18 protein-coding genes are annotated in these 22,797 nt (G+C 53.2%); 7 read left to right on the top strand and 11 right to left on the bottom strand.

Annotated elements, in window-relative coordinates; genetic code table 11:
* Positions 1-183: 183 nt before the first annotated feature.
* From ACFSB2_RS13515 to ACFSB2_RS13535, 5 genes are all read right to left on the bottom strand, one after another.
* Positions 184-444 carry an HPr family phosphocarrier protein gene (locus ACFSB2_RS13515; protein WP_377943597.1) on the bottom strand — a complete coding sequence of 87 codons (261 nt, stop codon included), beginning with the start codon at positions 442-444 and terminating at the stop codon, positions 184-186.
* Between the two features lie 54 nt (positions 445-498).
* Positions 499-1,653: a mannitol-1-phosphate 5-dehydrogenase gene (locus ACFSB2_RS13520; RefSeq protein WP_377943598.1), complete on the bottom strand. Its 1,155-nt coding sequence runs from the start codon at positions 1,651-1,653 to the stop codon at positions 499-501.
* A complete protein-coding gene (locus ACFSB2_RS13525) occupies positions 1,650-2,087 on the bottom strand; it encodes a PTS mannitol transporter subunit IIA (RefSeq protein WP_377943599.1) in 438 nt (145 codons plus the stop codon). Before ACFSB2_RS13525 ends, ACFSB2_RS13520 begins: the two co-directional genes overlap by 4 nt.
* A gap of 8 nt (positions 2,088-2,095) precedes the next feature.
* Positions 2,096-4,123 (bottom strand): BglG family transcription antiterminator, encoded by a 2,028-nt coding sequence (locus tag ACFSB2_RS13530; RefSeq protein ID WP_377943600.1) that lies wholly within the window; start codon positions 4,121-4,123, stop codon positions 2,096-2,098.
* A 123-nt stretch (positions 4,124-4,246) separates the two neighbouring features.
* On the bottom strand, positions 4,247-5,725 hold the full coding sequence (locus ACFSB2_RS13535) for a PTS mannitol transporter subunit IIBC (RefSeq protein WP_377943601.1): 1,479 nt from the start codon (positions 5,723-5,725) through the stop codon (positions 4,247-4,249).
* 474 nt (positions 5,726-6,199) lie between these two features.
* Between ACFSB2_RS13535 and ACFSB2_RS13540 the strand changes: the two genes are divergently transcribed.
* Positions 6,200-6,961, top strand: a complete 762-nt coding sequence (locus tag ACFSB2_RS13540) for an MFS transporter (RefSeq protein WP_377943835.1) — start codon at positions 6,200-6,202, stop codon at positions 6,959-6,961.
* Positions 6,843-7,328: an MFS transporter gene (locus ACFSB2_RS13545; protein ID WP_377943836.1), complete on the top strand. Its 486-nt coding sequence runs from the start codon at positions 6,843-6,845 to the stop codon at positions 7,326-7,328. The genes ACFSB2_RS13540 and ACFSB2_RS13545 overlap by 119 nt, the downstream gene beginning before the upstream one ends.
* Positions 7,329-7,575: 247 nt before the next feature.
* Here the strand turns inward: ACFSB2_RS13545 and ACFSB2_RS13550 are convergent, their stop codons facing one another.
* From ACFSB2_RS13550 to ACFSB2_RS13560, 3 genes are read right to left on the bottom strand one after another with little or no spacing between them, the layout of a single operon-like run.
* Complete coding sequence (locus ACFSB2_RS13550; RefSeq protein WP_377943602.1) at positions 7,576-8,355, bottom strand: DUF4097 family beta strand repeat-containing protein; 780 nt, start codon at positions 8,353-8,355, stop codon at positions 7,576-7,578.
* Entirely contained in the window at positions 8,352-8,906 is a 555-nt protein-coding gene (locus tag ACFSB2_RS13555; protein WP_377943603.1) for an HAAS signaling domain-containing protein, read from the bottom strand. The genes ACFSB2_RS13550 and ACFSB2_RS13555 overlap by 4 nt, the downstream gene beginning before the upstream one ends.
* Positions 8,903-9,223, bottom strand: a complete 321-nt coding sequence (locus ACFSB2_RS13560; protein WP_377943604.1) for a PadR family transcriptional regulator — start codon at positions 9,221-9,223, stop codon at positions 8,903-8,905. Before ACFSB2_RS13560 ends, ACFSB2_RS13555 begins: the two co-directional genes overlap by 4 nt.
* A 357-nt stretch (positions 9,224-9,580) precedes the next feature.
* Between ACFSB2_RS13560 and ACFSB2_RS13565 the strand changes: the two genes are divergently transcribed.
* The 5 genes from ACFSB2_RS13565 (at position 9,581) to ACFSB2_RS13585 (ending at position 15,175) form a co-directional block, all read left to right on the top strand.
* On the top strand, positions 9,581-11,266 hold the full coding sequence (locus ACFSB2_RS13565; RefSeq protein WP_377943605.1) for an ABC transporter substrate-binding protein: 1,686 nt from the start codon (positions 9,581-9,583) through the stop codon (positions 11,264-11,266).
* 94 nt (positions 11,267-11,360) lie between these two features.
* Complete coding sequence (locus ACFSB2_RS13570; protein WP_377943606.1) at positions 11,361-12,353, top strand: ABC transporter permease; 993 nt, start codon at positions 11,361-11,363, stop codon at positions 12,351-12,353.
* Positions 12,350-13,243, top strand: coding sequence for an ABC transporter permease (locus ACFSB2_RS13575; protein WP_377943607.1), 894 nt, complete (start codon positions 12,350-12,352; stop codon positions 13,241-13,243). The genes ACFSB2_RS13570 and ACFSB2_RS13575 overlap by 4 nt, the downstream gene beginning before the upstream one ends.
* Positions 13,243-14,226 (top strand): ABC transporter ATP-binding protein, encoded by a 984-nt coding sequence (locus ACFSB2_RS13580; RefSeq protein ID WP_377943608.1) that lies wholly within the window; start codon positions 13,243-13,245, stop codon positions 14,224-14,226. The genes ACFSB2_RS13575 and ACFSB2_RS13580 overlap by 1 nt, the downstream gene beginning before the upstream one ends.
* Positions 14,204-15,175 carry an ABC transporter ATP-binding protein gene (locus tag ACFSB2_RS13585; protein WP_377943609.1) on the top strand — a complete coding sequence of 324 codons (972 nt, stop codon included), beginning with the start codon at positions 14,204-14,206 and terminating at the stop codon, positions 15,173-15,175. Before ACFSB2_RS13580 ends, ACFSB2_RS13585 begins: the two co-directional genes overlap by 23 nt.
* Before the next feature lie 142 nt (positions 15,176-15,317).
* Here ACFSB2_RS13585 and ACFSB2_RS13590 read toward each other — a convergent pair whose 3' ends face one another.
* The 3 genes from ACFSB2_RS13590 to ACFSB2_RS13600 form a co-directional block, all read right to left on the bottom strand.
* Entirely contained in the window at positions 15,318-18,470 is a 3,153-nt protein-coding gene (locus tag ACFSB2_RS13590; RefSeq protein WP_377943610.1) for an efflux RND transporter permease subunit, read from the bottom strand.
* A gap of 232 nt (positions 18,471-18,702) precedes the next feature.
* A complete protein-coding gene (locus ACFSB2_RS13595) occupies positions 18,703-20,502 on the bottom strand; it encodes an efflux RND transporter periplasmic adaptor subunit (RefSeq protein ID WP_377943611.1) in 1,800 nt (599 codons plus the stop codon).
* A 327-nt stretch (positions 20,503-20,829) separates the two neighbouring features.
* Positions 20,830-22,791 carry a beta-N-acetylglucosaminidase domain-containing protein gene (locus tag ACFSB2_RS13600; protein WP_377943612.1) on the bottom strand — a complete coding sequence of 654 codons (1,962 nt, stop codon included), beginning with the start codon at positions 22,789-22,791 and terminating at the stop codon, positions 20,830-20,832.
* Positions 22,792-22,797 lie beyond the last annotated feature (6 nt).

Here is a 22,797-nt window from a genome sequence, read left to right on the forward strand (position 1 = left end):
ATCATATAATAAGTCGACCACTATTTTACATGAAAGTGATTCACAGTTGAACGAACGATAAAGGGGTGTTTATTATGAGAATCTTCACATTAAACAAATGCCCTCAAAACCAAACCAAGGCCACCGGTTCCCCGGCGACCTTGGTCTCATAACTTTACTAACCAACCATTCCATTCGTGGTGCTTATTCACCCAGTCCTGATTCAACCAGTTGGCACAACGCAGATAACGCTTCTTCTGCGTCTGCGCCCTCGGTGATGATGGTCAACGTCTGGCCTTTGCTCACACCCAAGGACAACAAGCCAAGAATGCTCTTGGCGTTGATTCGCTTGCCTTCCACTTCAATCAAGACGTCGGATGCAAATTTACCTGCCTCCGCGACAAACACAGAAGCTGGCCGAGCGTGCAAACCTGACGCGTTTCCCAATGTCACTTGTCTCTCCATGGTATCCATCCCATCCTTCGAATCGTTCTTTATCTGTAACTGCCGGATAACCAATTAGGCGGACGCGTACTTTTCGTACATCTGCGCGATCTCCTGCACAATGGTTTCCCCTGTCAAACCTGTCACACGCGTGATGGTGGCTGTGACGCCCTGCTCAGCAATGTCCTGCTGCAATTGCACCGCCGCTGCATCTGCAGCATTGTCGTAGGCCAGTCCCAAAGCGATGGCCGAAGCCAGTCCTTCCGTCGCTGCGCCAGCCGCTTTCGCCAGCAACAGCGGACCGACAAGTCGATCCTGCGCCGACAATTTGCGCAGTGGATCCCGCCCGACGCGGGCGACATCGTCGTGAATATGCGGGTTCAAAAACCGTTCGCGCACCCGCTCGGCATACGCCTCCAGTGCGGGCTGTTCAAACTGTGGATAGCGATGCAACAGCCCCATCATCGCCTCGTGTTGCACCTCTGCCACCAGCGCGGCGATCTCGCTGTCCTGCATGGCCGCCAGCACCGTCTCGCAGCCCTTTTGATATCCAGCGTAAGCAGCGGTAGCGTGCGCGCCGTTGAGCATATACAGCTTGCGCGCCAAATACGGATCCAGTTGCGCGACAAACGTAGCGCCTGGTATAACAAGCGCGCCTTTCAGCGCAGGTTCTTCGATGTCCCATTCAAAAAAGCGCTCCACGACCGCATCCAACGGTTCGGTCGCATACCCTGCCCGGTTGGGCGCAATCCGATCCACCGCGACATCGGCAAATCCCACTTCTTGCTCCACCCAGTCGGCCAAATCTGCATCCACATGGCGCAGGATTTCCTGTTTCAAAGTGGAAGTTGCGCGAATGGCGTTTTCGCAGGCCATGATGTTCAACGCTCGATGTGGCTGCCCATCGCGCCGAAGCTTTAAAGCTTCGGCGATGATTTGACCGACATTGGGCAGATTGCCCACCCCGACCGCCGTGGTAATGAGGTCCGCGTCCACCATTTCCTGTATGCAGTTTGGCGAATCCAGGCGGACAGCCCGAATGTTGTCCACTTGTTCCGTTTGCACCACTTCATCCAAAGTGTGTACCCTGTATGATTTTGCCGCGTTCATTTCATCGACCAGGGCATCCACGACATCGGCAAACACGACCTCATAGCCTGCCTGGTGCAACAGTACGCCAATGAAGCCACGGCCTATATTTCCAGCGCCGAAATGGACCGCTTTTTTCATAGCTCTGCTCCTTGTGAAATGACCTCCATCACTTGCTGCGCCGTGGAGGCATGCACCAGTTTATCGACGTTTTCCTCTTCCTGACAGACAATGGCGATTTGCGAGAGGACCTCCATATGCTCTTCCCCTTTGCCCGCGATCCCGATGACGAGATAAGCGACATTCCCACCGCCAAAATCAACACCCTCTGGATATTGGGCGATGACGATGCCTGAATGTTGGATGTGCTGCACGTACTCTGGCATGCTGTGTGGAATCGCGACACCATTGCCAATGTATGTGGTCATGGATTCCTCGCGCGCCAGCATGCCCTCAATGTACGGCGCTGCGACATAGCCATTGTCGACCAGTTTTTGCCCCACGCGGCGGATCGCTGCCGTCTTGTCTTCGCGCGCTACGTTCAAAATGACATTGGATTCTTGAAGGGTATTCATCTGTTGTCTCACTCCTGTGTTTGATTGATGGCAGCCAACACTGCCTGACGGACATCGTCTATGGCAGCGGATCGCAATATTTCAAGCAAATCCGGCTGCGTGATGAGCGCAGAACTGAGTTTTCCCAGCCGTTCCACGACGGCGGCCGATTCATCCCGGCGCGCCAAAAGTAGGAGGACCGTGTCCACGCGTTCACTGGCCTGGCCCACACCTTGCATGTCGATGGGGCGCAGTAGCCGATACACCGCGATATGCGCGCGTGTGCAACTCGCAGCTCTGGCGTGCAACACAGCAAATCGTTTGCCAGGCAATACGATGCTGCCCAGCCGTTCACGCGCGGTCACCGCTTCGACAACCTCCGCCACATCAGTGGCATCCCCTGCCTCCACCGCACGTTGAGCCGCCTGTTCAATCAAGTCTGCCAGACTTGCCGCACCCACGCTGACAGCAGCCATTCGCCCCGTCAGCGTGGCAGCGTCGTCCGCCTCCCTCTCGACGGTATCGCCAATTGCATGAACTGGTTGTTTGGCAAGTGGGACATGCGTTTGCGCCAATGCCTGTAAAATGGCCTGCACACCAGCGACGTCTTCATCATTTAAAAACGGGGAGACGGTGATGCTCGGCACATGCGGTGCAGTCAGCGGAACCGTTGCGACGATAAAATCACAGTCGCTATCATCCAGCGTGTTCACCGCGTCGACGCTGACCACCTCAACTTGCGGAAATTGGTTGCGCATGCGGCTAGCCAGCAGTTCGGCTGAACTGATGCCATTTGGGCAGACAATTTTCACGCGCCAGACATTGCCCGATTTCCAGCGTTCCAACGCCGCGCCCAAGTGCATCGTGAGATACGCAATTTCCGTATCCGGCACAACCAGTTCATAGGCGCCTAGCACTTGACGGCTGACCGCGCGCATGGCAACGAAGTACGGTTCATACCGCCGCTTGACTTCTTCTAGAAGCGGATTGCGGATGGTCAACCCCGCCTTCATGCGATAAATCGCCGGTTCCAGGTGCTGAGCCAAGCTGACCAGCAAATCCCGATCTTCGCTCAACGGCAACTGCAGCATTTCACTCAATCTTTGTGTCAGTTGAAAGGCCAAATCCATCGTCGTGATGTTCAGTGGCAAAATGCGACTCTCTTCCGTCATTTGCACCTTTGCGCCACGCAGATGTTTGGCCAAATATTGCGCCTCACCCTCTACATGCTGGATGCCCGGAAGCATCTCCTGCAGAATGCGGGCGCAAAGCTCCACCTCCGTAGGCGTGGTTCCGTCTGCGGTGACAGGCTCCAAGTGAACGTGCTCCTCTATACGCAAACAAGTCATGATGACATGTAGCATAAATCCATAAAATGCAGCTTCGTCCAAAGGCGGATTGAAGTCTGCCAACTGATGCGTGAGCACATCGCGCAGCTTTTGCACGCGTTCGGCGCCAAACCAGTTAGCAAGCCAGGAACGCAAAGGCAGTTCGGTTTGTTCGACCGCTTGCCCTCGCAAAACGGACATCAATTCGTACATTGACAGTTGTTCGTGCACCAGTTCCGCGACGGACTCCAGCCGCGCAGTGTCGTCGCCTGTGACTTCCACACCATAGCCCTGCCGTCGAATCAGCTTCAGGCCGCGAGAGCGGAGCCAATCAGAGATCTGATCCAAATCGCGGCTGACGCTCGCACTGGTCACCTGCAGCCGCTTGCCAAGGTAATTCAACTTCAGCGGCCCCTGCGTCAAAAGCAATTCCAAAGCGACGTAGAACATCCTGCCCTTTGGCGTCAAAGCAAGTCGAACCGGCACATTTCCAGCCTGTGCAAGCGCGCGCGCTATGTCGTGGTGTTCGCCCTGGAGATGAATGTTGCCTGCAATCGGGTTCAACAACACGTCAAATTGCGTCAAGTAAGTCTGTAGCACATGGATATCACGCTGAATCGTGCGTCGACTCACTGCGAGTCTGCGCACGATTTCTTCCATGCTCATCCCCTGATGGTCTGCCAGCATGTGCAAAATATATTTCTGTCGCGATGTTAATGCTCTTGTCATCGATTGTCCCCAGCTACCCTGTAAATTAAATCGGCACCTTGGTGCCGCGCGCCATCCGCGATGCCTTGATTGACTGACATCTTCATGATTCTGCTGGTGTGGGACGCATCACGCATGGCGGTCTTAATCGATCTGTTTTAGATCATTTACAAACGCCTCGTACGTACTCTTATCAAGGAAGTTATCGACAATGTAAATTTTCGCTTCCGTAGCCACCTGACGCGCCCTGTCGGACAAACTATGTTGCGTGAACACCACTTTGGCGTCTGACGGCAATTGATTGACTGGCAGGTGGTCCACTGGAATATTATACCCTGCATCTTTCAATCGCTTACGCAGCAAAGACGCACCCATCGCACTGGAACCCATCCCTGCTTCACAGGCGAAGATGACCCTATCCGGGACAGCCGCCAATGAGTTGTCTGCCAACACCGGCGCTCCTGTCACTTCATGTGCAACGGCCTGGCCTTTGCTCTGCGCCTTCATGTCTTTGACGACGCTTTGCGCCATTGCCAACGCGTCTTCACCCATATCTCCTTTAGAGCCACGCAAAAACAGCGACGCAATAATCAAGGAGACAGCAGCGCCGACAAAGATACCAGCCAAAATCGGCAAGTACCCGCCACGTGGGGCCATCATCATTTCCGCGATGATGCTGCCCGGCGAAGCCGTTGCAACCAAGCCCGCATGCAGCAACATGAAGGTGCTATCCGCTGCGATACCACCGCCAATGACCGCCAAAATCAAAATGGGCTTCATCAGGATGTACGGGAAGTAGATTTCGTGAATTCCACCGAAAAACTCAATCAAGATGGCGCCAGGCGCTGATTGTTTGACCGTTCCTTTGCCGAACAGCCAATACGCAATCAACACGCCAAGACCCGGGCCCGGATCTGTTTCCAGCAAGAAGAAGATGGACTTCCCGGCCTGCTTTGCTTGCTGAAGCCCGAGCGGATCCAAAATGCCATGGTTAATGGCGTTATTTAAAAACAACACTTTCCCTGGTTCAATGAAAATCGCGATCAGCGGCAACATGTGAATCGACGTGATCCAAGTTGCAGCATCCCCCAACGCAAGTGATACGTGACTCATGACGGGTTCGACGATCCAAAAGCTCAACAAGGCCAGCCCGCCGCCAATAATACCAGCAGAAAACGTGTTGACGAGCATCTCAAAACCCGCTGGGATTCTGTCCTTGATCATCCTGTCAAACGCTTTCACGCAATAACCGCCCAGCGGCCCCATGATCATCGCGCCAATGAACATCGGTTCTGAAGAACCGACCGCTACACCAGCCGTGGCGATGGCACCGACAACCGCGCCCCTGTCGCCATGAACCAATCTACCCCCTGTCAAACCGATCAACACCGGAATGAGAAAGTTCACAAATGGTGTGACCAATTGCCCGAAATGTGCATTCGGTGTCCAACCTGTCGGAATAAAAAATGCTGTAATAAGTCCCCATGCGATAAACGCAGGAATATTCGGCATCACCATGCCTGCAAGGAATCCGCCGAAGCGCTGGAGTCCTGTTCTCCATTTACCGCTGTTGCCACTGGCACCACCGGAAGCAGTCGCGCCTGATTTTTGTACGACAGCCATACCTGGTCCTCCCTGTCTTAGAAATTCAATCTTAAAATGCCTCGATGCCTACTGTAAAATTGTCAGCAACCTTTCGCAATGCAGAGAAATTCAAGGTTGACGCACGCATGCGCGACAAGATTTGATAGCGCCCGCCCCGCAAGTATTATGCTTCATCGGATTTACTAAAATTCCCGCAAAAGGGCTCTATGGAAACAATCAAATAAAAGAGGGAGAATTGATTTGACAGAATAGTGCAGTAAAATCCGGCATTCAAATTTAAGGCCGTGTCACACTGCGGTTGCTTTTACTGCCTACTGAAATTTTTGGTATCTTTAATTATGAACAAGTGTGACGGATGAAAGGCATGATTCTACATTGAATGTATCTCGTTTTCGCAACAAGGGCCCTGTAACGACCCAGTACGCTTCCATGCACCGCATCCTCTGGCCCATGGTCGGTGTGCAATTCATCATGAGCTCTGCGCTGACCGTGATGAGTCCATTTTTGCCGTTGTATTTGATTCAACTCGGCGTGCATCCGATTGCGCGAGTCGACGTCTGGTCAGGGCTCTTGAGTTCGTGCAGTCCGCTGATTGCAGCGTTTACTTCACCGATTTGGGGAAGTATGGCGGATCGATTTGGCCGAAAAGCCATGGTGCTGCGTTCGAGCATCGCGATTTCCATTTTCACGCTTCTGATGGGGCTGTCACAAAACGTCTGGGAGTTATTCATTTTGCGGACAGCCATGGGGATGTTCAGCGGATTTTCAGCGTCCGCCATCGCTTTGGTTGCGACGCAAGTGGAAGATAAACGCCTTGGCTATGCATTGGGCTGGCTCAGCACAGGCCAACTGGTCGGTTCCCTCATCGGCCCACTGTTTGGCGGCGCTTTGCAGATTGGATTGGCAACTACCGCTTCGTTTTTTCTGGACCTCCGTCATCTCTGCCATCGCCGTTTTCATCATCGCGTGTATCGTCAAAGAAAACCCAAACAAATCCTTGCAAAATTCCCGCCAAAGCAAAGGCCCGATTTGGAAACAACTAGGACAACTTCGCTCCATTCAAGGACTCGGCGCCATGTTTGTCGTGCTCCTGCTGGCGCAATTTGCAACGCGGGCGGTACAACCTGTGGTCACGTTGTTTGTGCGCGACATGGTCGGCAACACGGCCTATTTGGCAACCTTAGCTGGATTTGCTTTTTCTGTGACCGGGATTGGCGATTTGATTGCATCTCCATTTTTGGGGAAGCGCAGTGATCGCATTGGCTATAAACGCGTCTTGACGATCTCGCTGCTCGGAGCTGCGCTGATGAATATCCCGCAGGCATTCGTGCACAACATCTGGGCTTTTCTCTTGGCGCGTTTTGTGATGGGCATGTTTATGGGCGGTATCCTACCGACGGCGAACGCGTTGGTTGGCAGACTCGCGCCCGCCGACCAAAGGGGAAGAGTGTACGGCATCACGGCCAGTGCTACTTTTTTGGGCAGTTTCTTCGGCCCGATGACAGGTGGCCTCGTTTCTGCCGCTTTTGGCATTTCCGTCATGTTTATTGTCACTGCAGCTTTATTAGTGCTCAATTGGATCTGGGTGCAATTCGCCATAAAAGAGGTGGGAGAAGATTAGCGAGCTTGCTTGCTTTTTAGGATAGCCAGTGTATGATGAAGAAAAGAGAGAATATGGCTGGAGAGGGTTTTGAAGGCACAGTTCCCAAGGGGTCTTTTCATATTGAAATGACCCCGATAGAGTAGATAGAAAACTTGCAAAAAAACCTAAATCTAAAACGTTCATCATTGAGTGACCGTTCCGCTAACACCCTCAATGTCAGTCTCTTGACCCTCGCGTGTTTCCAACCAGCTGTGATGGCCGTGTTTCACCCCTGCTGAACCGTGATATCACCCGTACCCGTAGTCGCCTGAAACGTGTTCGTCCCCTTGCCGATGATGGCGTTCGTCTTGCTGTTCATGCGCTGTCCCAACCACCTGATGGAGCCTGTGCCACTTTGCAGTGCATAGTGCACATTTTTGGGCACCTGTTGCAATGTGACTTCAATATCGCCAGTACCCGCCTTCAGATTCGTATGCTGGCCTAGCTGACTCGCTTGCATGGTGATGTCACCCGTTCCTGTGCTGACCGAAAGATCCGAATGAACGTCCGACAGGTGCACGTCGCCAGTGCCATCATGGATGGTGGTTGAAGTTGCATGTGTGCGTCCAAGTGAAACATCTGCGGTTCCTGCATCAACGGCGATGCTCTGATAATTCTTAGCAGGCATCTCCACATCGACATCCACGCTGGTGATGCTTGGCAGAAACAACCCGATACCAAAACGCGCGTGCCGCTGAAAGGAAACAGATACGGAATTTCCTTTTTTGACAACCGTTAGCTTCATCTTCTCCAGTAGTTGCTTCGACATCTCGCCGTGTGCAGAGACAACCAATTGATTGCCGTTGGATGGCGTAATATGGAGATCCCCAACTGACATATCGAACGATAGATTCTGAACATTGGACATGTTGACTGATTTCGTCTCAGAGACGGCTGCCTGGTTGGTGAGATCAGACAATGACCTTCCCTGGCTATATTCATAACCCAATCCGCCGACGCCAATGGCAACCAAACCGCACGAAATGAGAATCAGCTTGTCTATCATGTTGCCTGTCCTCCTTTGACAATGCGCACGTTCAGTCTTAAATAGCGAATCATGGCGCGTCCGAACACTTTTGCGAGCATGATAAAAGCAATAGATAGCAGCATGCCGATGCCTTCCGTGAAACACATCGCAAAAATGATCGTCGTGGGACTGGGGTAATTCTCCCATATCATCGCCAGACCGATGAGCGGCGAAACCACCAACGAAACTGATGCAGCAAACATACCAGCGAGCACGCCGATGCAACCGCAGACTGGTCCAATCACAATGACGAGATTAAAAAAGCCCAAGCTGACTGCCGCGAAGATGGCGCGCATGATATTTGAAACATTCGGTTTTGCACTGGCGGCCTCAATGAACTTGTCAGCGAGAATTTCTTTCGCTATCGTTTTCGGATCTCCAAGTCCCTGAACGGCCTCCAACTCATCTTTGCCGCTCTCCATCGCCATTTGAATATGTTCGCGAAAATCATAGAGCACATCGTCCCGCTCTGACGGCGATAATTTGTGCAAATGGCGTTTGAGTTCATCTAGAAACGACTGTGCGTTCATGGTGCACCCCCCTCCGCAATAATCAGATTCACACTCTGCTCGAATTGCTTCCATTCCTGCAAGATCTCCTTGAGATACTTCTGACCTTCCGCTGTGATTTGATAGTATTTGCGCGGCGGTCCTTCATTCGACTCCATCAGATAAGTGGAGAAATACCCTTCTTTCGTCAGCCTGCGCAAAAGCGGGTAGATGGTTCCCTCCGCAATCTCGAATTTTTCTGAAATGGCGCTGACCAACTCATAACCGTAACGATCCCGATGAGCGGCTAGAACCAATACGCACAGTTCCAGCACGCCTTTTTTAAATTGAACATTCAATGTGCACACCTCTGTCACTGGAACATTGGCAAGACGAATTGCTCGGCCAACTACAGTGTATCACTTTGTACCATTCAAGGAAAGGTATTAAATTGATAACACATATTATTGAGCGAGATCGAATGTACATTTGCTCGACACAGCCAAACCCAGTGACAACCTTCTGTTTCTACTGCAACTACGCTTTTGCGGAACGAACCAATGACAGGCATAAATTTGCTTTTCATAAATACGATGGAATATCCACATGCGGACTGGGGGTGAAATCACGCGAATATGCGGTGAAGATTCGCTATTTACGAAAGCGGTTTCACCCACATCGTAGTTTAAAAGGTCTTTTTCGAAGGGGGAGCTACTGTGTCAAAGAGAAGAAAAATCCGAACTGTATTGGCTTCGTCTACCGTCGTGGTGGCTTTATGCGTGGCTGGGTGCGGGACGACGACGACCAATACCAGCACGCCGACAAAAACGCCGAGTGGCACTTCTGGGACGACTTCAGCGATGGGCAAGTATCCTTTGGTTTTGGCCCAACAAGATGGATCGCCCGGATATACAGAAAACTTCAATCCGTTTTCGGTCAACGACTTGGGCGGCGTCACCTACATGTATGAGCCCATGTATGAAATCAATTCATTGACTGGTCAACAGACACCCTGGTTGGCTACGAGTTACAAGTGGATCGGCACGAAGAAACTACAGTTCACGATTCGGCAAGGCGTGAAGTGGTCGAATGGCAAGCCCTTTACCGCAGCCGACGTCGTATTTACATTTGACTTGCTGAAAAAGTACCCCGCCTTGGATGTGAATGGCATCTGGAGCTATATCAATGGCGTCTCCGCTTCTGGCAATGTGGTGACGTTTACGTTCAAAACTCCCAATGTGCCAGGTTGGCAGTATATTGCACAGCAAGTGATTGTCTATCCGCCACAGTTTCAAAAGGTCAACCCTGTCACGTTTACCAATGACAATCCGGTTGTGACTGGTCCTTATGTCGTCGGCAGCTTCAACTCCAGCCAATATACGCTAAAACTCAATCCACTGTATTGGCAGAAAAGTTTGATCAAGGTGCCGGAAATCACAGAAGTCGCACTGAGCAACAACCAGACCAGCGACTTGCAGATGTCAGAGGGGAAATTTGACCAATCCGTTTTATTCGAACCCGGTATTCAAAAAGCCTACATTGATAAGGACCCTAAAGATTATCACTACTGGTTCCCACTAGATTCGCCAACCGCCTTGTATTTTAATTTGACAGAAGCACCGTTCAACAATGTCAAGTTCCGCCAGGCCATGGCTTACGCCATCGACAAACAAAAGATCTACAAACAGGGTGAATATGGCTATGAACCACCGGCAAACCAGTCGTTGTTGCCGCCGACACTCGATAGCAGTTGGCTAGATCAAAGCTTAGCGAAAAAATACGCTTACAACTATTCGCCGCAAAAAGCCCTGGCTCTGCTGAATTCAATTGGCTATCACAAACAAAACGGCGAGTTGATTGGCCCCGATGGCAAACAGTTGAGCTTTACACTGGAATGTCCAACGGGCTGGACCGACTACATTCAAGACATGCAAATTATTCAGACAGAACTAGGCCAACTCGGCATTAAAGTCAACACCGAGACGCCCTCCGTGACCACGGATACAAATGATGTCGAAACGGGCCATTTTCAGGCGGCTTTGGTCTATGGCTGGAGCGAGTCCAATCCCTACTACATCTATGACTACATCATGTCGTCGTCTGAGTCGGCGCCAGTGGGCCAAACGGCAACCTTCAACGCCAACACAGAGCGCTTCAACGATCCCGAGGCCGATAAGCTGCTCAGCGAATATGCCAAGACGACCAACACAACCAAGCAACATCAGATCATCGATCAACTCGAGCAAATCAGCTTTACGCAAGTGCCGGTTGTCGCTTTGGTTTCGGGTGCCGGGTGGAACGAATACCAGACCAACCATTACGTAGGTTGGCCGACGGCGAGCAACCCTTATACCGCGCCGGGATCGCTCGTGGTGCTGACCCACTTGCGCCCGGTGCAATAAGCAACGGCTGCCTATGAGATGCGCCGGGCAGCTTCCCGCCCGGCGCGTTTCGGCCAGCCGCGTTCTTCTCGCGAACCCACAGAGGAGGTGCCCGATGCGTTACTTTGTGCGGCGATTTATCATCTTACTTTGCACACTCTGGGTTGCCATTACGATTAACTTTCTGATTCCGCGGATGATGCCTGGGAATCCAGTGGAGGCGATGATTGCGCGGTTTCATGAACGCGGCACGATAAGCCCAAGCGCCATGAAGGCCATTGAACTCATGCTGGGCGTTTCGCACGCCAACATCTTTCAACAGTATTTGCAGTATCTCAAAGAGTGCATCCACTTTAATTTTGGCGTGTCCTACACGTATTTCCCATATAGCGTGACCTATATGATTGCGCACGCCCTCCCTTGGACCCTCGGTCTAGTGGGGATTTCCACGTTGATCAGTTTCGTGTTGGGCACGGGCCTCGGCATTACAGCCGCAATGCGGCGGGGAAAAGCAACAGATGGGGTCTTGACGATGATTTCAAGCTTCACCAATACGTTCCCTTATTTTTGGCTCGGGTTGGCCGCCGTATATTTTCTGTCGTTTATTTTGAAATGGTTTCCGCTAAGTGGTTCCTATAATACAGCGTTCCCGGTGAGCTTGAGTTGGAATTTTGTGACCAGCGTGATGGACCATGGATTCTTGCCGGCCTTGACGATAGTGGTCAGTTCCATCGGCGGGTGGCTCTTGGGCATGCGCAACAACATGATCAACACACTGAACGAAGATTACGTGTTGTTGGCCAATGCCAAGGGATTGCGACGCGGCTGGATCTCCTGGATGTATGTCGCCCGCAATGCGCTATTGCCCAATCTGACGGGCTTTGCGATGGCGTTGGGGTTTGTCGTCGGTGGATCGCTGCTCACGGAAATTGTGTTCTCGTATCCGGGCATTGGCTATTTGCTGTATAACGCGGTCATTAACGAAGACTATCCGCTGATGCAGGGGATCTTCCTGATTATCGTGGTCTGTGTGGTCTTGGCCAACTTTTTTGCCGATCTCGCCTACGTGCTGATCGATCCCCGAGTGCGGCGAGGAGGGGCGTCATGAGCAGCGAAATTGTGGCAAAGCGGCCGAAAGCGCAATCTCGGGGCGCAATTCACGAGATTGCCGCTGTGTTGTGGAAGAATCGCAAAGCGCGCATTGGCATCGTGATTCTACTCATCTTTGTGGTGGCGTCGATATTTGGGCCGTTGTTGACGCCGTATAGCCCGAAGGAATCCAATTTCTCAATTATGCATGGCCCATCGCTCCAACACTGGCTGGGGACGACCCAAAACGGGCAGGATGTGATGTCGCAACTCATCTACGGAACGCGCATTTCCGTGATTGTTTCCTTTTCGGTAGGAGCCATCGCGACTTTTTTGGCGATGCTGATTGGGATCACCGCTGGCTATGTGTCAGGTTGGATTGACGAAGTCCTGTCGTTTTTGACGAACGTGTTTTTGGTTTTACCGGGTTTGCCGTTGTTGATTGTGCTGGCCTCGTACGCGCCAGGGAAAGGTATGGCGCTGATTGTGGTCATTATCGGCTTTACGGGTTGGCCCTGGGGAGCGCGGGTGCTCCGCTCGCAGGTGGTGACGCTCCGTTCGCGCGACTTTGTCACGGCGGCGCGACTTGCGGGAGACAGCGTTGGCCGGGTGATTGCGCGTGAAATCGTGCCAAATATGTTGTCTTTGGTGATGGCCAATTTCCTGGGTGCTTCCACAGCCGGTCTCTTGGCGGCGGTCGGACTGGAATTCCTGGGATTTGGCAATCCGAATCAGATCTCCTGGGGGTCCATGCTCTATTGGGCGCAAAACTCCAGCGCGCTGCTGGAAGGGCAATGGGCCTGGATTCTTGCGCCAGGATTGGCAATTGCCCTCTTTGGGATGTCCCTTGTGCTCATCAACTTCGGGTTTGACGCTGTATCCAATCCCCGCCTGCAGGAGGAATCGTGATGAACCCCTTAGTCACCGTGGAAAATTTGTCGATTGACTATGGACGCCAAAACCCTGTTCACGCTGTGCGCAACGTGTCGTTGACCATTCAAGAGGATGAGTTCGTCGGACTGGTCGGAGAATCGGGCTGTGGCAAATCGACCTTAGGCTTTGCCATTGCCCGCCTGGAACGGCCTCCTGCGCAAATCGTATCAGGCCGCATTCAGATTGCTGGACAAGACTGGATGACACTGTCGCCCGAGAAAATGCGCCAAGCGCGCTGGGACACCCTTGCGGTCGTCCTCCAGAGCGGCATGAACGCGCTCAATCCGATTATGACGATTGGCGCCCAATTTCACGATGTGATGGAACAGCACGGAAAAACGGGGCGGGCCGCCATCGAACAGCGCGCGGTTGAAGTGCTGGACATGGTGCAAATCCGCCCTGAGGTGCTGCGACGCTATCCCCATGAATTGTCGGGCGGCATGAAACAGCGGATCGCCATCGCCCTTTCCTTGGTCTTAAATCCGAAGCTGGTCATTATGGACGAACCGACCACTGCGCTCGACATGGTGGTCCAGCGGCAAATTTTGGAGAACCTGAAGGCGCTGCGTCGGCAACAGCCTTTTGCGATGCTCTTCATCAGCCATGATTTGGGGCTCGTCCTGGAGTTGGCGGATGAAGTCGTCGTCATGTACGCAGGCGAGATCGTAGAGCGGCAGCGCTCGCGGACCATGCTTGACCAAGCCTGGCACCCGTACACCCAAGCCCTCATTCGATCCCTGCCGGATCCCGAAAATCCGAAGGGATCCTACGCTGGGATTCCAGGCTCGCCGCCGGATTTGCACACGATTCCAAATGCGTGCATGTATGCGCCGAGATGTCCGCTGGTTCAGGAGGCCTGCAAAAGCAGCCTCCCGCCACTGGAATCACTCGCCGATGTCGATTTGAGATGTTTGGTCATGCAAGAGGAGGTGCCTCATGTCGTTAAAACCAGTACTTGAGGTCGAAGGACTCACGAAAACGTTTCGCGTGCCCGGACGGCGTGCGGAGCCTTTTACGGCGGTGCGCAATGTTTCGTTTACCATCGGAAACGGCGAAGTCGTCGCTTTAGTTGGCGAGAGCGGCAGCGGCAAAACCACGATTGGCCGGATGTTGGCAGGCATCGAAACGCCGACCGCGGGTCGCATTCGCTTTCTGGAATCCCAAGCGAAAAAGGCGCAGAGTTTGCGGCAGCGCGTCCAGATGGTTTTTCAGGATCCCTATTCGGCGCTCAATCCCTTTAACCGGATCAGCTATGCAGTGAGTCGTCCACTGATCAATTTCCAGAAGATGAATAGCGCGGCGGCGCTAGAGCGTGCGCGAGCGATTCTCAGTACGGTGCAATTGACGCCGCCGGACGAATACTTGGGGAAGCGGCCACACCAACTGTCGGGCGGGCAGCGGCAACGTGTCGTGATCGCAAGGGCGTTAGCTGCATCACCTGAGATTGTCATTGCAGATGAGCCTGTCTCGATGCTGGACGTCTCGATTCGCGCGGATGTGTTGAGTCTGTTACGCGATTTGCTCGCGCAAAAACAGGTCACAGCCATGTTGTATATTACGCACGATCTACTGAGTGCGCGGCTATTGGCCCAGCGCATGATGGTGCTGTATCGAGGTCTTGTGGTTGAAATGGGTGATACGGAAACCATATTGGCCAACCCGCAGCACCCTTATACGCAACTCTTATGGTCAGCGATTCCGAATCCGCGGCGCGCGGCGCGAGGAGAACAGATGATCACGCCGACATCGGGGACGAATGAAGTCCCCCGCCATGGCTGCCCATTTGCACCGCGCTGTCCGCTCGTTCAGGACCGCTGCCGGTCCGAGGTGCCGGATTTGTCCGCGCTTAGTCCCCAGCACGATATCGCCTGTCACGTAGTGACTGGGCGACACAGTGTTGACAGATAGGGGGTCAGATGTGCCTGGCTTTACCTGCTAAACAACAAGCTCGCACAAATGACAGAAAAGGGCCGCCCCTGCGCAGTTTCCTGCTTGGGGACGGCCCAACCCGTCATGATTCAATTACAAGTGATATCTCCATCCACAACAATCACATACCCAACCCCGGTCCACCATCGACAATGGATGGTTGGCGTTTTTTGCGGCCACGGTGTTTGCGCCGCGAAATCCGATTGTCGAGCATGACATAGACCACTGGCACCAAGACCAGCGTCACCAGCGTGGAGAACGCGAGTCCAAATGCAATGACCGTCGCCATGGACGCCAAGGTCGCCGCCCCCTTGCCGTAGCCGATGACCAGCGGCATCATCGCAAGAATGGTGGTCAGAGTTGACATGACAATTGGCCGCAGACGAATGGGCCCCGCCTCCACCAGCGCCTCGCGCAACGGCTTGCCCTGTTTGCGCAATTGGTTGGTGTAGTCAATCAAAACGATGGCGTTATTGGCAATCAACCCCATCACCATGATGACGCCAATCGCCGAATCGATGTTCAACGAACGGTGGGTCAAGAATAAGCCCAACGCTGCGCCGATAAACGTCGGCGGCAGACAGAACATGATGACCAACGGCGTGAGCAGCGCTTCAAACAAGCTGGCCATCAGCATGTACAGCAGCAAGATGGAGAACCCGAACGCCGCAGCCAATCCGACAAATGCGCTTGTCAAAAAGGCGCCGTTTTGACCAAACCCGACATAGTACCCCTGTGGCACATGGATGCTCTTCAGTTCCTTGCCGAGTTGCGCTTGAACCCGCCCTGACGTCGCGCCGTATGGTGTGGCGCTGACAGAGACGGATCGGACGCCATCCACATGGGAGATCTGCGGCGGCTCCTGCGATGTTGTCAAGCTGCCCAACTGGGTGACTGGCACAAATTGACCGCTGTTGTTCTCCACTTGAATTTGCGACAAGTTGTTCAGGTTTTGCGAAAAGCTTGCGGGCAATTGAACCACGATATCATACTGCTGGTTGCCCTGGAAAAACGTCGATGCTTTTGTGCCCTGCAGCGCCGTGCTCAACGTGGATTCCACTTGTTGCGCGCTAAGGCCAAATTGCGCCAAGGCCGCCTGATTGATGTTCAACTGATAATCCGGCGTTCCCGTTGACGTTTGGTTGTCCACATATTCCAGGCCCGGTGTCGATTTCATGATTTTTTCCACTTCGTTGCTCAAAATCTGCAACGTCTGATTGTCCGGCCCCTGAATCTGGACGGCAATGCTGTTGGACGCCGGTCCACTATCGCCATTCGCCGAGCCAGGCGTCACCAGAATCTGCGCCCCCGGAATATTGCTGACCTCGTTGCCAAAATCGTGCGCCATCTGATTGACGGCGTCCGTCGACACACTGTTGGCAAACGTCAACGTGAGGGTCGCCGTGTTGGTCGACGCGCCCGAACCATAGGAGGATCCGCCAATTTGTGCATCCACCTGCTGAATGCCCTTCATATCTTTCTTCGCCAGCTTCTCGACTTGTTGCACGACTTGATTCGTCGAATTCAAATCGGTTCCATCGGCGGTTTGCACGGAAATGGAGATTTGGTTGTCCCCTACATTTGGCACCAATTCAAAGCCAATCGACGGCACCAGTGCAATACTCAAGATAAACATCCCAATCGTCCCAAAGAGGATGCTCTTGCGATGGTTTAAGCTCCAATTCAGCACCCTGCGGTAGACCTGTGTCAATTCATGCATGCCGCGGCCGACCCAATCAAACGGCGCCCAAAACCGGAAAGGGGCAGTCTTGCCTGGAATGGTTTCCGCGGTCTCAAAACGGCGTCCCCGCAAGAGGCGCGAAGCGAGCATCGGCGTGAACGTCAAGGCGACGAACAAGGCCGCAATGTGCGAAAAACTCACCGTCAGCGAGAGTGGGCGGAAGAATTGTCCGGCAATCCCCGGCACGAAAATGGAGGGCGCAAAGACACAAATCTGCGCCAGTGCGGCGACGACCACAGCCAGCCCGACTTCTTTGGTCCCCCGCTTCGCGGCCTCGACCGGATCCATCCCCGCCTGTCGGGCTCGGAATATGCTCTCCAAGACGACAATCGAAAAGTCGACAAGCGACCCAAGTCCGACAGCGAGACTCCCTAAGGTGATGGAGTTCAATGACAGTTTGCTGAAGTACATCAAGGCAAACGTCGCCAATGCGGCAATCGGAATCGCAACCGCGACGACAACGGTCGTCTTGATGCTTCGAAGAATCAACAAGATGACCAAAATCCCAAAGATGAAACCCAAAACCGTGTGATTGACCACCGTGTTGATGGTGTCCCGAATCGACTGGGCACTGTCAGAGAAGATGCCTAAATGGACTCCCTGCGGCAACTGTGATTGCAACTCGGTGATTTCTTTGCGAACTTCGTTGGAAACCGTCACAGTATTCGCATCGCTCGCTTGTGAAATATCCAGCGTCACGGCAGGCTGGCCGTTGACCGTGGAAATCATAGTGACCGTCTTGTCGCCATCTACGACATCCGCCACATCTTTCAGGTCGATGGTGCCGCCGCCACTCAGCGGGATCGGCACATTGTTCAGTTGATCCGCCGACGTGAACTGCCCATTTACGCGCAGAGGGATGAGCAAGGAACCTTTTTGCACCTGCCCGGCGTCTGCAGACAAGTTGCTCCCTTGCAGCGCTTGAACGACCTGTTGGATGGACAAGTGATAGAACTGCAGCTTGTCCGGTTTGACGTTGACCGTGATCTGCCGCGTCAACGTGCCAGACGGCGTCACGCCCGCAACCCCATTTAAATGCTGCAGCGCCGGTTTGACGATGTTCGTCGCCACATCGCTGATGGATTGCTGCGACTGCCCACCGTACAGAGACAACGTCATGATGGGGAGACTGCTGGGATCGAACTGTTCCACTCCAGGGGTCCCCGCGTCACTCGGCAATTGTCCCTGCGTCGCGGAAACAATGCTGCGCATCTGGTTGAGCGCCTCATCGATGTTCGTGCCATAATTGAACTCCACGATGACCAAGCTGCTGCCCTGGGTTGACGTCGACGTAATCTGGGATACGCCAGACAGTCCCTGCAGCCCCTGTTCGAGTGGATCTGTCACTTGCTGTTCGACCGCCTCCGGCGATGCCCCTGACCAGGACGTCGCCACAGCAGCTACAGGCAAGTTCAATTTGGGATACAATTCCTCCGGTAACTGAAACACCGCGAAGATGCCGACAATGACGACGGCAATCATAATCATGGTGATGGTCACCGGGCGGCGAATTGAGAGATTGGCTATTTTCACCCGTTCTAATCTCCTAACCTGAAAATAATACGATACCTGTGCGTGCGCTATCCGCGATGCCTCGATTGACTGGTATTTTCATGATTCTGCTGGTGCGGGACGCATCACGCATGGCCGTCTATCTATACAAATAAAATCGATGCCCTGGGCCATGTGAAAAAGCTTCTAGTCATTCAATCTGATGGATTCTCACATATCCCCGACTGTCGCGTCTCTACGCCAACCTCCATGCTTACGATCCCGCTTTCGATCCGTCCTCCGAAACGACCTTGACCTTGTCACCGTCCGAGAGGAGGTTTTGCCCTTGTACGACAATCTTGTCTCCGACTTTCAGCCCACTTGTGATTTGGTACTGTGTGCTCGACATTGCCCCCACCTCCACGATGCGGCTGTGGACCACGCCGTTCTGCTCGACAAAGACTTCCTCTGCGCCGCTTTGCATACTGAGCACCGCATCGGCAGGCACCAAAATGACCTTTTTGCTGCCGGAATCGGTCAATTGGGTCTGTACTTGCAACCCAGGCAAAAGTTGCGAATGCTTGCCTGAAATCGTGACATCCACGGGATACTGGTTCGTCGTCTGATTGAGCTGTGGATGAATGGTCAGCACTTTGCCCACAAAAGTTTGATTCAAACTTGGCACCTGGACGTTGATAGCACTGCCAGTGTGAAACTTGCCGATATCCGATTCCGGCACATTCACAGTCGCCATGATCGGACTCGTGGAAGCAATCGTCAACAGCGTCGTTTGCGGCCCCACCTGCTGACCGACTTGCGCCCCGACGGATTGGACCACCCCAGAAATCGGCGACACCACTTTGCCATCCTGAATTTGCACTTGCAGCGTCTTCTCATCCGCATTCGCCTGCACCTGATCTTGGCGCAGCGCCGAGGACGCATTGTCCAGCGTCTGCTTCGCTTGCGTCTTATCTCCAGCGATTTTTTTCGCCATGTTCAATGAGGTCACTGCAGCGTCATATTGCGCCTGTGCCTGTGTCAACGAATCCTGCGCCGCGGTCACCGCAACTTTCGCTTGCTGTGCTGTATTGCTGTCGCTTGCCGGCGGCGCCGCGTCCGCGACTGACTTCTTGGCATTGGCCAAATTCGCCTGCGCCTGTGACACAGCACTCTGCGCTGAAGCGACGCTCTGTGTGCCGGAATTGTACTGCTGTTGCGCCTGTTGGAGCGTGCTGTACCCGTTGCTCAAATCCTGATAGACGGTTTGATCCGCCGTCATATTCGCCTGATACGGATTTGTGCCCGTGTATCCACCCTGTTGCCAGGATTGGTAGTGTGACAAAGCATCCTGGTACGCTTGCGCGGCTTGCTGGACCTGATCTTCCGTAATGTCCCCATACTGCGCCTGCGCGGTCGCCAAGGACTGCTGCAATATCGTCAAGTTGCTTTGTGCGACGTCCAACTGTTTCTGCGCAGCAGTGAGCGCTTGGTTGTCCGCATCCACCACCGCCTGCAGCGCAGATTCATCCGCTGGCGTCGTCGCTGATCCACTCAGCGTTTGTTGCTCTTGCAATTGTGCCTTCTGCAAGTTCACTTTGGCGGTTTTCAGGGCAGCCGCCTGTTCTGTCACCGCGCTCTGCGCCGAGGAAATCTGTTGCTGCGCATTGATGTTGTCGTTGTACATCGCCTGTGCATCCGCATACTGCTGTTGCGCGCTGATCACAGCGGCATTCGCCTGATTCGCCGCGTTTTCCTGTGGAACGACGGTCGACGGATCGAGCGAGGCCAATGTCTCCCCCGCTTTAATCGTTTGTCCGGCCCGAACGTTCAACTGCGACAGTTCTCCCGAAGCGCTAGGAGCCAAAGTCGTCTGAATGTAAGGTGTAACCGTGCCCAGGTAAGTGTCGCCAATCGACTGCTTGCTCATTTGGATGGTCTCGACGCTCACAGCTTCTGGCGGAATGGGCGTGGCCTTTGCCGCTGTTCCCCCCAAACCACATCCAACTGCCCCACCACTGACAATCAGCGCCACGCCGATGACCAGGGGTGCTTGTTTAACCGCAATTTTCCACATGTCTGTAATCCTCTCTGTTCTGTAAATAGAGTCGCTACTTCTGCGTGCGCCATCCGCAATGCCTCGATTGAATGGCATTCTCATGCTGCTGTTGGTGCGGGACGCATCACGCATCCGCATGGCGGTCTACTTTGGTAATGAAGTTGGCTCTATGTCCGCCCTGCGAAAATGCTTAGATATTAAATTATTTTAGAGACTATATGATCTATCATCAGAGGAAACGACATTTTTCGCAATAGGGATTGTATGGGGGGTTATGAAGAAAATGAAACGATTTTGTCTCGTCTTTGTCACGACGACAGCATCTCGCTGCAAACCGCATGAAAATCAGCGGTCTGCAGCCTTCTGCATAAACGAAATGATGTCACTGCCAATTTGATAAGGAGAATGCTTCACTTTGTTCAACTGTGCTTCCAAAGCCTGTTCATGCGCTGTACTCGGCTGATTGATTTGTGCAAGCGCATCAATCCCGCCTTGGCCTTCTTCGCCCAGCTTCGTCAACCATGGCTGGATCTCGCTCAACAATTCCTTATCCGTAATCGTCGGCGGCAATTTCTGCGGTAAGCTGGCCAACAACTGCAACTGCGCGCGCAACGTATTTTCGGCTTGCTGTTTTTGTGACGCAGAAGAAGCATTCCAATAGGCAGAAATCATGGAACCGATTGGCGCGTAGCCACTCGGATTCAACTCACTTGTCGATGTGTACTCGGCAAACGTTTTGAACAATCCCGGATTGGTGATGCCCGGCATCTGCTTAACGGCTTCATCCCAAGCCGCAAGCGGTTGATATGTGCTTGGGTGTTGCAGATAATCGGCGATGGTTTGCAAAGCCAACTGGGAGGCATCCGGTTGCAACATTGGGTTGCTGATATAACCAGCCACATGCTGAAGCAAGGTCGCGTCCCTTCCCTGAACAGGCCCCATCATCAGTTGGTGGGATTGATTCACATCGTAGGTGTAATCATTGACCGGATAGTTGTCCCACAAAATTGGTTTGCGGCCATAAAGCTGGGTGATCTCCTCCGCTTGCGCCGTGGTGATGGTTTTGTTAATAACCCATTTCCCTGTCCAGATGGCTTGTATGCTCGGATCCAACGTCGAGCGCATCGTCTGCCAGTACGGGCCATCAATTAGGCCATAGTAGGAAGTCGGCGCAAACCACAGCTTGAACTGCGGATCTCGTTTTCGTTCGTCGCGCAAGATTTGATTGGCCAATTGCATTTGCGCCTTCGCGTATTGATTCCCATACACCTTTTGGTCTGCAGGTTTAAGCATCGTTTCGATGTCATCAAAGGACAACATGAACGTGTGCACACCAATAGACTCCATTTGGTTGATTTTCTGCTCTAATTTTTGTTTATCTGCCGCCGAACTGTACGTGATGGACTGGTCAATCATCTGCTGGGTCAACGACTGTCCCGGCAAGGGCGCAGGGATGCCCGGCGAAATGGAATAGACAAACCGCACGCCATTTGCGTTTGCGTTCTCCACCAACGTCTTCATTTGCTTGAACTGCGCTGCGGGATAGCGCACACCCCACTTTGCGCGTTGATAGGGATCATCCTTCGGCGCGTAGACGTACGTGTTCATTTGCTGAGTCTTCATGAAATGAAACATGTTGATTCGTTCCTGCTCTGTCCAAGGCGCGCCATAAAATCCTTCGATCACGCCGCGAATCGGCGTCGTTGACGATGTAGTTGAAGTCAATGGCGTGGTCTGCGCCGCTACCGCTTGTGGATCATAAACGGAGATATGGTCCACTCGATTGGTTTTGGTGTCGATGATAAATTGGATCTGATACGTGTCGTTGACTTGGTAGATCTCATTTATCTGGTTTGTGAGATGATTGATGGTGTTCGGCGCGCCCAACGCATTTTTGACATTCGCCGCCGTCAGTTGCTGGACGCGTTTGCTGTAGGAGCGGACATCAAAAATGATACCGCTCTGGTTGTATCCAAATGCGGCCTGTTTGGCGCTGTACGTGGCATACGTGCCTTCGCCCGCCGCATTGTTTGTATTCGGCTGACCCCAAGCTTGCTCTACCTCGCCAATAGTGGATTTTCCGCTCACAAACGAGCTGTTATCCACCTTGCCTGACTGCGCGAGCGATTTAAGTTGCAAGACGACGGCTTTTGGCGTGATCTGCTGACTGATGCCCGTGGCCTGATTCGCCGTGACGCCAGACGTATGGTTGTCCGCATTCCCGCCGCGTGCGCCAAATGGATTCGCGCAACCGCCGAGTAAAAACAAAGGCGCCATAATCCCGTTGAGCATAACAGCTCTCTTCATGATGTT

Origin of the sequence: Alicyclobacillus fodiniaquatilis (assembly GCF_042678105.1) — a bacterium.
GTDB lineage: Bacteria > Bacillota > Bacilli > Alicyclobacillales > Alicyclobacillaceae > Alicyclobacillus > Alicyclobacillus fodiniaquatilis.

What these genes read in the sequence shown, in the direction of transcription:
- ACFSB2_RS13525 (WP_377943599.1), bottom strand. Translation starts at nt 2,087, where the DNA reads ATGAATACCCTTCAAGAATCCAATGTCATTTTGAACGTAGCGCGCGAA.
- ACFSB2_RS13575 (WP_377943607.1), top strand. Translation starts at nt 12,350, where the DNA reads ATGAGCAGCGAAATTGTGGCAAAGCGGCCGAAAGCGCAATCTCGGGGC.
- ACFSB2_RS13595 (WP_377943611.1), bottom strand. Translation starts at nt 20,502, where the DNA reads ATGTGGAAAATTGCGGTTAAACAAGCACCCCTGGTCATCGGCGTGGCG.
- ACFSB2_RS13520 (WP_377943598.1), bottom strand. Translation starts at nt 1,653, where the DNA reads ATGAAAAAAGCGGTCCATTTCGGCGCTGGAAATATAGGCCGTGGCTTC.
- ACFSB2_RS13550 (WP_377943602.1), bottom strand. Translation starts at nt 8,355, where the DNA reads ATGATAGACAAGCTGATTCTCATTTCGTGCGGTTTGGTTGCCATTGGC.
- ACFSB2_RS13570 (WP_377943606.1), top strand. Translation starts at nt 11,361, where the DNA reads ATGCGTTACTTTGTGCGGCGATTTATCATCTTACTTTGCACACTCTGG.
- ACFSB2_RS13530 (WP_377943600.1), bottom strand. Translation starts at nt 4,123, where the DNA reads ATGACAAGAGCATTAACATCGCGACAGAAATATATTTTGCACATGCTG.
- ACFSB2_RS13515 (WP_377943597.1), bottom strand. Translation starts at nt 444, where the DNA reads ATGGAGAGACAAGTGACATTGGGAAACGCGTCAGGTTTGCACGCTCGG.
- ACFSB2_RS13555 (WP_377943603.1), bottom strand. Translation starts at nt 8,906, where the DNA reads ATGAACGCACAGTCGTTTCTAGATGAACTCAAACGCCATTTGCACAAA.
- ACFSB2_RS13585 (WP_377943609.1), top strand. Translation starts at nt 14,204, where the DNA reads ATGTCGTTAAAACCAGTACTTGAGGTCGAAGGACTCACGAAAACGTTT.
- ACFSB2_RS13580 (WP_377943608.1), top strand. Translation starts at nt 13,243, where the DNA reads ATGAACCCCTTAGTCACCGTGGAAAATTTGTCGATTGACTATGGACGC.
- ACFSB2_RS13540 (WP_377943835.1), top strand. Translation starts at nt 6,200, where the DNA reads ATGAGTCCATTTTTGCCGTTGTATTTGATTCAACTCGGCGTGCATCCG.
- ACFSB2_RS13535 (WP_377943601.1), bottom strand. Translation starts at nt 5,725, where the DNA reads ATGGCTGTCGTACAAAAATCAGGCGCGACTGCTTCCGGTGGTGCCAGT.
- ACFSB2_RS13600 (WP_377943612.1), bottom strand. Translation starts at nt 22,791, where the DNA reads ATGAAGAGAGCTGTTATGCTCAACGGGATTATGGCGCCTTTGTTTTTA.